The sequence below is a fragment of the Geobacter sp. genome, from assembly GCF_030834625.1.
GTDB lineage: Bacteria > Desulfobacterota > Desulfuromonadia > Geobacterales > Geobacteraceae > Geobacter.
Map to the genome: position 1 here is coordinate 1 of NZ_JAUQXO010000051.1, position 8,677 is coordinate 8,677.

General features: G+C 58.5%; 8 protein-coding genes, 1 tRNA gene and 1 pseudogene. 8 read left to right on the forward strand and 2 right to left on the reverse strand.

Features of this window, described 5'->3' with window-relative positions:
- Both RCH91_RS12530 and RCH91_RS12535 read left to right on the forward strand, forming a co-directional pair.
- Positions 1-1,673 (forward strand): efflux RND transporter permease subunit (locus RCH91_RS12530; RefSeq protein ID WP_306535302.1); only part of this gene is annotated, 1,673 nt, incomplete at its 5' end.
- Between the two features lie 54 nt (positions 1,674-1,727).
- Positions 1,728-2,201 (forward strand): hypothetical protein, encoded by a 474-nt coding sequence (locus RCH91_RS12535; RefSeq protein ID WP_306535303.1) that lies wholly within the window; start codon positions 1,728-1,730, stop codon positions 2,199-2,201.
- A 14-nt stretch (positions 2,202-2,215) separates the two neighbouring features.
- Here RCH91_RS12535 and RCH91_RS12540 read toward each other — a convergent pair whose 3' ends face one another.
- Together RCH91_RS12540 and RCH91_RS12545 are read right to left on the reverse strand one after the other, a co-directional pair.
- The gene (locus RCH91_RS12540) at positions 2,216-2,710 is read right to left on the reverse strand and encodes a hypothetical protein (protein WP_306535304.1); all 495 of its coding nucleotides are present in this window, start codon (positions 2,708-2,710) and stop codon (positions 2,216-2,218) included.
- A gap of 66 nt (positions 2,711-2,776) precedes the next feature.
- Positions 2,777-3,523: a TerC family protein gene (locus tag RCH91_RS12545; protein ID WP_306535305.1), complete on the reverse strand. Its 747-nt coding sequence runs from the start codon at positions 3,521-3,523 to the stop codon at positions 2,777-2,779.
- A 296-nt stretch (positions 3,524-3,819) separates the two neighbouring features.
- On the opposite strand from RCH91_RS12545, the gene RCH91_RS12550 reads away from it, so the two are divergent.
- The 6 genes and pseudogenes from RCH91_RS12550 to RCH91_RS12575 all read left to right on the forward strand — a co-directional run.
- Positions 3,820-4,233, forward strand: a complete 414-nt coding sequence (locus RCH91_RS12550) for a heavy-metal-associated domain-containing protein (RefSeq protein WP_306535306.1) — start codon at positions 3,820-3,822, stop codon at positions 4,231-4,233.
- A gap of 75 nt (positions 4,234-4,308) precedes the next feature.
- Positions 4,309-4,785 carry a DUF2318 domain-containing protein gene (locus tag RCH91_RS12555; RefSeq protein ID WP_306535307.1) on the forward strand — a complete coding sequence of 159 codons (477 nt, stop codon included), beginning with the start codon at positions 4,309-4,311 and terminating at the stop codon, positions 4,783-4,785.
- Between the two features lie 13 nt (positions 4,786-4,798).
- Positions 4,799-5,959, forward strand: a complete 1,161-nt coding sequence (locus RCH91_RS12560; protein ID WP_306535308.1) for an FtsX-like permease family protein — start codon at positions 4,799-4,801, stop codon at positions 5,957-5,959.
- A gap of 44 nt (positions 5,960-6,003) precedes the next feature.
- A complete protein-coding gene (locus tag RCH91_RS12565) occupies positions 6,004-6,708 on the forward strand; it encodes an ABC transporter ATP-binding protein (RefSeq protein ID WP_306535309.1) in 705 nt (234 codons plus the stop codon).
- A gap of 90 nt (positions 6,709-6,798) precedes the next feature.
- Positions 6,799-6,873, forward strand: a tRNA-Gly gene (locus RCH91_RS12570).
- 424 nt (positions 6,874-7,297) lie between these two features.
- Positions 7,298-8,410: pseudogene (locus tag RCH91_RS12575) on the forward strand (DNA methyltransferase); the annotation flags it as partial.
- Positions 8,411-8,677: the final 267 nt, after the last annotated feature.

An 8,677-nucleotide genomic window follows, 5' to 3' on the forward strand; every position in this document is an offset into this window, starting at 1 on the left:
TGGTGCCGGTACTCATGTACTTCTTCATGCGGGGCAAGATGCCCCCCGAGAGTGCCAATCCGGTCTCCCGCTTCTTCATCCGGCTCTACGGGCCGGTGATCCGGTGGTGCCTGACCTGGAAGAAGACGGTCATCGCCCTCACCGTCGTGGCGCTGCTGGTCGCCGTGCCGCTCGTCATGAAACTTGGGAGCGAGTACATGCCGCCGCTGGACGAGGGGTCGCTCCTCTACATGCCGGTGACCCTTCCCAACGTCTCCATCACCGAGGCGAAGCGGATCATCCAGGTGCAGGACGCCGTCATCAAGAGCCACCCCGAGGTGGAGCACGTGCTGGGCAAGGTGGGGCGCGCCGAGACCTCCACCGACCCGGCGCCGGTCTCCATGTTCGAGTCGATCATCATCCTGAAGCCGAAGGATAAGTGGCGCCCCGGCATCACCAAGGACGACATCATCAGCGAACTGGACGCGAAGCTTCAGCAGATCGGGGTGCGCAACGGCTGGACCCAACCGATCATCAACCGGATCAACATGCTCTCCACCGGTGTGCGGACCGACCTGGGGCTCAAGTTCTTCGGCAACGACCTGAACGTTCTGCGGGATCTGGCGGTGCAGGCGGAGGGGATCCTGAAAGGGGTCAACGGCGCGGCAGACGTGGTGGCCGAGCGGGTCACCGGTGGGAACTACCTGGACATAGACATCGACCGGGAGGCGGCGGCCCGCTACGGCGTGAAAGTGGCCGACGTTCAGGAGGTTATATCCACGGCCCTGGGGGGCGAGATGCTCACCACCGCCGTCGACGGCCGCACCCGCTTCCCGATCCGTCTCCGGTACCTGCGGGACTACCGCGACTCCATCCCCGCCATCCAGCGCATCCTCGTTTCCGGCATGGGAGGGACCCAGGTGCCCCTTGCGCAGGTTACGAAGCTGAAGCTCTCCACCGGAGCGCCGGAAATCGCAAGCGAAGGAGGACTCCTCCGCTCCATCGTCTTTCTCAACGTCCGGGGGCGGGACATGGGGAGCTTCATGAAGGATGCCCAGGCAGTGGTCGAGAAGCAGCTGAAGCTTCCGCCGGGGTATTACGTCTCGTGGTCAGGGCAGTGGGAGAACCAGGTCCGGGCCAAGAAGCGCCTCCAGGTCCTCATCCCGGCCGGGATGGTAATCATCTTCATCCTGCTCTATTTCACCTTTCACTCGGCCCTGGAGGCGAGCATGGTCATGCTCTCGGTGCCGTTCGCGCTCGTCGGCGGAGTCTATCTGGTGTCGGCGCTGGGATACAACATATCGGTAGCGGTCTGGGTCGGCTTCATCGCTCTCTACGGCGTGGCGGTGGAGACCGGTGTCGTGATGGTCATCTATCTCCACGAGGCCCTGGACAAGAAGCTCATGGTCGGGCCAGTGACGGAGCAGGATATCTACGACGCCACCTACGAGGGTGCGGTGCTGCGGTTGCGGCCGAAACTGATGACCGTGGCGGTGGCGCTCATGGGCCTTGTGCCGATCATGTGGTCCAGCGGCACCGGCGCCGACGTCATGAAGCCGATCGCGGCCCCCATGATCGGCGGGATGATATCATCGGCCATTCACGTCCTCATCATGACGCCGGTGATCTTCGTAATGATGAAGAAGCGCGATCTGAAGAAGGGGAAACTCGTGTACTCGGGCATGAAACACTGAACCGTGCATTCCAGTCAATCATGGCGCACGACTAACGACAAAAGGAGATCCAACATGAAAAAACTAGCAGTCATCATTGCCGCAGCATCCTTTGCCTGTGCCGCCCCCGTGGCGCTCATGGCGGCCGAGCACGGTATGAAGATGGAACATGGTTCGCACATGGAGCACAAGGGTGACGTCGCCCATGAGGAGGTCGTCGACGGCGTAAAGGCCACCTTCAAGGTCATGAGCATGGCCGAGCACATGAAGGCCATGAAGATGGAGCTGCCCAAGGGGATGAAGGAGACCCACCACATAGCGGTCGAATTCAAGGATGCCAAGACCGGCAAGGCAATCACTGCCGGTGAGGTTAACCTGAAGATTCAGGGGCCCGACAAGGCGGACCAGACCAAGGCCCTTACGGCCATGCAGGGGCACTTCGGCGCGGATTTCGATCTTTCCAAAAAGGGAAAGTATGGGGTCATGAGCAAGTTCAAGGTGAAGGACGGCAAGGTCCGCAGTGCCAAATTCTGGTATGAAGTGAAGTAGGGGAGAAGTTAGAATCAGCGGTGTTCAGAGGGGGTGGCCGGTGGGTCATCCCCTTTTTTTATGATGTCTGGTTGTCCAGGAACCCCCAACCACCCGGTGCCCAGGAGTCCCAGCAGCGCCGAGGTGATCACCAGCCCTCCGATGGAGCCGCTGAACAGGGCAACCGTGAGTGTCGCAAGGGGGAAAAGGAGAATGTGGAAGAGCATCTCTCCCATGGACATGTGACGCTCGCCAAAGGAGAGGTGGAACAGGAGAAAGTAGAAGGGACCGGACACCCAGATGCCGGTTGCCATGGCCATGGCTGCTGTCATGAGGCGGCTCTGGCAGGAGAAGAGCTTCACCATCTGCCAGAAGGCGGTGCCGCAGGCCACGGGGAGGGCAATGCTCTTGGCGGATATCCATACCGCCGCGGACCAGGTGCCCCGGTACGTCATCACAAGGGCGTCTGCCCCCCAGAAGAGCAGTGCTCCCGCCAGGGGAAAGACAAGCCAGATGAAGATCCTTTTCATGGAATCCCGCCGGTAACGGTGTCGTTACGTCACAGTGTACCAGAGAGCGGGAGAATGTGTACCGTTCTACCCTTTATCCTCCACATAGGGCTGGTGGAGCTTGACCGGCTTTCCCTTGGCCCGGATTCTCATGTTGAGCATCTCTACGCCCACCGAGAACGCCATGGCGAAATAGATGTACCCCTTGGGAATGTGCCTGCCGAAGCCGTCGCCGATGAGGGCCACGCCGATCAGGATCAGGAAGGAGAGGGCGAGCATTTTGATGGTGGGATGTTTCTCAACAAAGGAGCTGATCTTGCCGGAGAAGAGCATCATGAAGCCCACCGCGATGACCACCGCCAGCACCATGACGGCAAGCTGGTTGGCCATGCCGATGGCCGTGATGATCGAGTCGAGGGAGAAGACGATATCCAGCAGGAGTATCTGAAAGATGATGCCCCCGAAGGAGGCCGCGGCCCTGGCCGAAGAGTGGCCTACCTCCCCTTCGAGCTTGTCGTGGATTTCCATGGTGCTTTTAGCCAGCAGGAACAGTCCGCCGGCGATGAGAATCAGATCCCGCCCCGAGATGGGCTGGCCAAGGGCCGAGAACAGCGGTGTCGTGAGCCCCATGAGCCAGGTGAGGGAGAAGAGGAGGGCGATGCGGGTAAACATGGCCAGTCCGAGGCCGGTGAGGCGCGCCTTCTCCTGCTGGTGAGCCGGCAGCTTGGACGACAGGATAGAAATGAAGATGATGTTGTCGATTCCGAGAACGATTTCCAGTGCGGTCAAGGTTGCCAGGGCAATCCATGCCTGGGGGTCTGCGAGCCATTCCATCTGCGGTACTCCTTGAGTGTTTGATATGACGGTGCACACATATACCGACAGGCTCAGGCACTGTCAACAGCAATTTCGTGGATCGCCGAACGTTCCTTTTCTCCGAACATAAGGCGACCAGCAGCGGTTGTAGAATAGTCCCCAAAGCCTCTGGACAGTATTCCTCACCTTGAGTCCAGGTTTGCCGTTTGTAATAAATGAATGTATAAAAATCAGTCAGTTAAGGATTTTGTTCAATTGGCACGGAGCTTGATAACTATACCCATGAATTCGCCGTGCACAACAAGGAGAACGCCATGCTCGAAAAAAGAAATGTCATCAATACACTGCTGATTCTTTCGGCCATCGTCGTTGTGGGAGTATTCGCATTTTCCGTCCGACTTGAGGCATCGGCCAATTCGGTTGCAATCCTCCGCGCCCACGGGATGACCTGCGGTAGCTGCGCCGCGAAGATCGAACAGTCGCTCAATGGTGCAAAAGGGGTCGCTTCCGTTCAGGTGAACGTGAGCGGTGGAGAGGTGGTAGTCGGCTACGATTCGAATCTTGTTCGGCCGGAGGCGATCGCCGAGCGGATCACCGGCAGCGGGTACGGCAGCAGCATCACCCAGGTGCTCACCCCCGATCAGTATGCAACCATGACCGGCAAGAGCTTGGCTGCTGCCAGGCAGGGGGGCGGGTGCGGCGGTGGATGCTGCGGCCCCCGGCAATAGCATACCTGAGGCGACACTTACCCTGAGCCGCATGTGCGGGCCCAGCGAATCAACCACATGAAAGAAGGAGTCATCATGAGCGGAAAAGCTGCAAAGAGTATTGTGAAACACTGGGCAAGTGCCCTGCTTGTTGTCATTGCCATTGCCGGAACGGTCACCGCGTTTTCCCTTCCCGGCTTCGGCGGCCCCGAGAAGGTGAAGGCATCCGGGGGTGTGGTGAACATTCCCCTCTCGAAGGTATCCGATGGCAAGGCCCGTTTCTTCAGGTTCTCCGATGGCGGTAAGGAAATCGCCTTCTTTGTGGTCAAAGCCCCCGACGGTACCGTGAAGACTGCCTTTGACGCCTGCGACGTCTGCTTCAAGGAGAAGAAGGGATACGCCCAGGACGGTGCCTTCATGGTCTGCAAACAGTGCAACATGAAGTTCGGCACCAACCGGATCGGTCCCCATGCCGTCGGCGGATGCAACCCCTCCTATCTTCCCAGCAGGCTCGCTGGGGGCAACGTAGTCATCAGCGCGGCCGACCTCAAGGCCGGTACCCGCTACTTCTAGAGACGAGAATCCGATGAAACTCCATACCATCTCCATCAACAACCTGCGCCGACGCAAGGCGAAGATGGCATTCCTCACCGTCGGGCTCATGGTGGGGATCGCCACCATCGTGACCCTGGTGACTCTCACCGCCTCCATGTCCAGTGACATCGGCAAGAAGATGGACGAGTTCGGGGCCAACATTCTCATCATGCCCCAGAGCAACGACCTCTCCATGAGCTACGGCGGCATCAGCCTCGGCCGGGTAACCTTCGACCAGCGGGAGATCCGCGAGGAAGACCTGGCCAGGATCACCAGCATCAAAAACAGCAAGAATATCCTTGCTGTATCGCCCAAAGTCCTCGGCGGCGTCCGCCTCGGCGACCGGGATGCACTCCTTGTGGGGGTCGACTTCGACAAAGAACTGAAGATGAAGCAGTGGTGGAGAATATTCGGAGAAGCCCCCAAAAAAGAAGGAGAAATCCTTCTCGGAAGCGCCGCAGCCGACACGGCCCACCTGACGCCGGGGGACACCGTCCAGCTTGCCGGGAAGCAGTTCACCGTGGCCGGCGTCCTGGAGCAGACCGGCTCCCAGGACGACTCCCTCGTCTTCATGCCCCTGGCCGGAGCCCAGAAGCTCCTCGGCAAGGAAGGGCGGATCACCCTGGTGGAAGTGGCGGCCCTCTGCTCCGGCTGCCCCATCGGCGACATGGTGGTGCAGATCGCCGAGAAGCTGCCCGAGGCGAAGGTTACCGCCATCCAGCAGGTGGTGGAATCGCGGCTCCAGGCTCTCGATCACTTCAAGCGCTTCGCCTACGCCGTGGCGGGTGTCGTCATCTTCATCGGCTCCCTCATCGTCTTCGTCACCATGATGGGGAGCGTCACCGAGCGGACCACCGAGATCGGCGTCTTCCGGGCCATCGGTTTCCGCAGGAGCCACATCATCCGCATTATCCTCCTGGAGGCGGCCCTCGTGAGCCTGCTGGCCGGTGTTCTCGGCTACGCCGCCGGCATGGGGGGCGCCAAGCTCGCCCTGCCGTTCATGGCGGAAACAAAGGATGCGGCCCTTGTCTGGGATACGACCGTCATGGCCGGCTCGATAGCCCTTTCACTCATTGTCGGCATGGTGGCCAGCCTCTATCCGGCCCTCCACGCCAGCAGGATGGACCCGACGGAAGCGCTCAGGGCGCTGTAAAGCGGGGACCGGGGGACCGGAAAAACGGATAAACAGGAGCAGCAATGTCACTCATAACTATAACTGACCTCAGGAAGCACTATATCAGCGGCGACGAAACAGTCGAGGCCCTGCGTGGGGTCGATCTCGCCATCGAAGCCGGTGAGTTCGTCACCATCATGGGGCAGTCGGGCTCGGGGAAGAGCACGCTCCTGTCGGTGCTCGGCGGCATGAACCACCCGACCGCCGGTACCGTGGAGATGGCCGGCGTAAAGCTCTACGAGCTCCCCGGCGAGCGGCTCGCCGACTTTCGGGCGGAGAACCTCGGGTTCGTCTTCCAGTCGTTTCATCTCATCCAGTACCTCACGGCCCTGGAGAACGTCATGCTCCCTCTGGCCATCACCGGAATGAAAAAAGCGGATAAGGTGGAGGCCGCGCGGGAAGCCCTTGAGCGGGTAGGGCTTGCCGGCAAGGCCGACCGGCTCCCCAACCAGCTTTCAGGCGGCGAGCAGGAGCGGGTGGCCATTGCCCGGGCCATCGTCAAGAAGCCGCCGATCCTCCTCGCCGACGAGCCCACCGGCAACCTGGACACAAAGACGAGCGAAGAGGTCATGACACTCTTTCGGCGGCTCAACGACGAGGGGCAGACCGTGGTCATGGTCACCCACAACCCCGATAACAGCACTTACGCCGACCGGACCATCCACCTCCGCGACGGGCTCATCATCGACGAAAGCGCTGCTGCCGTAACTACGCGAAGTGCCGCCTGAAGCGGAGCGAGCCCCACTTCGTTTTTCATTGATGCGAAAAAAAGTGTTGACGATGAAAATCTCGTTTGCTATATAACGGAAACATTTTTCGCGGGAATAACTCAGTGGTAGAGTGCAACCTTGCCAAGGTTGAAGTCGCGGGTTCGAATCCCGTTTCCCGCTCCAAGAAAGTACGAGGGCCAGATCTGATCTGGCCCTTTTTTCGTTCTTCTCCTTTTTTGGGTAGGCAATTCAGCCCCTCGTATTCCCCTTCACCCTCATGTGGCACGGCCATAAAGTTCTCATCAGAGCAGTCAAGTCTGTGCCTAGCCTCAATAACCGGTTTCCGTCTGAAAGGCGAGATGCTGACAGTAAACCTGTTTTCGCCAATGTCTTCGAAGTGAGTGAAGACAAGCGCATCAGGTTTCTCCCGGTTGACCGGCGATAGGAAATAGCATATTTAACAGTGGTTACTTGTTCTGAATTCGGAGGGGGGATGCCTGCTCTGATATGAATGGCACGTGCCCCATCATCGCACGTGATTGCGGTTTGGACTCAAACACTTCGTTCATTTATCACGAACAAATCTGACATGCATGAAGGAGCTGAAGTGTCACGACTTACTGATCTCATTACACAAGCCAAGGCTAAAGACCCCCAGATGGGGATGGACCTGGAACGGGAGTTCAAGGCGCTGTCGTCGCGTCTTGCCTTTGGGCTGAATTTTGAACGGCACCGCCCCGAGGTGGTGGAGCTGCCCCGGCGTCCGGTACGCAAGGGTGACAAGGTACGGGTTCTCCCGGAGCGTGGTTCGACTGCCAAGGGGGACCAGCGGTTGTGGCTGGTCAGGGGTACAACCAAGGCCAAAGGGAAGCGGGTCGCTCATCTGGAATTGTCCGGCGATGCCGGGCCAGAGACGTGCGATATTCCGGTTGATGATCTGGTGGTTGTGGCGGAATTCCGGGACTACATCTATCCGGGGCTCGTGAGCACCGGCAAGGTTGAGCGGGGTGGTGACAAGCCCTTTCACACGGTCATCAACGGCGAGAACTACCATGTGCTGGAGGCACTGACCTACACCCACCGGGGCAAGGTAGACGCCATCTACATCGATCCCCCATACAATACCGGCGCGAAAGACTGGAAATACAACAACGATTACGTGGAGTCGGAAGACCTCTACCGGCACAGCAAGTGGCTCGCCTTCATGGAGCGCAGGCTCAAGATTGCCAGGAAACTGCTTAATCCTGCCGATTCGGTACTGATTGTTACTATTGACGAGAAGGAGTATTTAAGGCTCGGACTGTTGCTGGAGCAGACGTTTCCGGAGGCTAATATTGAAATGGTGACATCGGTAATAAGCGCCAAAGGAGTTGCGAGATTTGGACAATTTTCTCGTGTAGAAGAGTTTATCTTCTTCGTTCGTCTTGGGGCATCTGAAGTTCAGCTTGGCGAACAGAATATGTTGGATGAGTCACGTTCTGCTTCGGCGCAGATTGGGCGTGAAATTGAATGGCTTGGATTGCGACGACGGGAACCTACCGCACGTCGTGGTGCCCGACCCAACCAGTTCTATCCTATTTTTGTCGAAAAGACATCTGGACATATACATTCAATAGGTGACCAGATTACAGATGATATTGATCGTGCAAGCATAACTACGCCGGAAGGAACTTTTGCTGTTTGGCCGCTCCGGCCAAACGGAGACGAAGGTTTGTGGGGGGCAGATTCAATTTGCAAGTGCACCACCCAGGGCATGCCGTATGACTTCATAGGGTGTCCGGTAGCCTAAACACTGACGTATCCTGAAGACAATGGACACTCCCACTTGGTAAACTACCGAGAGGGAGGTTGAGTGGACCCTATAGTCAAGACAATAAACCGTCGAGTTTAAGGTGGTGCCCGGTCGCGCAGCTGACCGGCGCTGCCCCAGTTTTGAGCGTGGTTTTACGCTCAACAAATTTGTCCACGATTCTTGCTCCGCCGCCGC

Excerpts from the sequence above, each read along its gene's own strand:
- RCH91_RS12535 (WP_306535303.1), top strand. The coding sequence starts at position 1,728 with ATGAAAAAACTAGCAGTCATCATTGCCGCAGCATCCTTTGCCTGTGCC.
- RCH91_RS12550 (WP_306535306.1), top strand. The coding sequence starts at position 3,820 with ATGCTCGAAAAAAGAAATGTCATCAATACACTGCTGATTCTTTCGGCC.
- RCH91_RS12545 (WP_306535305.1), bottom strand. The coding sequence starts at position 3,523 with ATGGAATGGCTCGCAGACCCCCAGGCATGGATTGCCCTGGCAACCTTG.
- RCH91_RS12560 (WP_306535308.1), top strand. The coding sequence starts at position 4,799 with ATGAAACTCCATACCATCTCCATCAACAACCTGCGCCGACGCAAGGCG.
- RCH91_RS12540 (WP_306535304.1), bottom strand. The coding sequence starts at position 2,710 with ATGAAAAGGATCTTCATCTGGCTTGTCTTTCCCCTGGCGGGAGCACTG.
- RCH91_RS12555 (WP_306535307.1), top strand. The coding sequence starts at position 4,309 with ATGAGCGGAAAAGCTGCAAAGAGTATTGTGAAACACTGGGCAAGTGCC.
- RCH91_RS12565 (WP_306535309.1), top strand. The coding sequence starts at position 6,004 with ATGTCACTCATAACTATAACTGACCTCAGGAAGCACTATATCAGCGGC.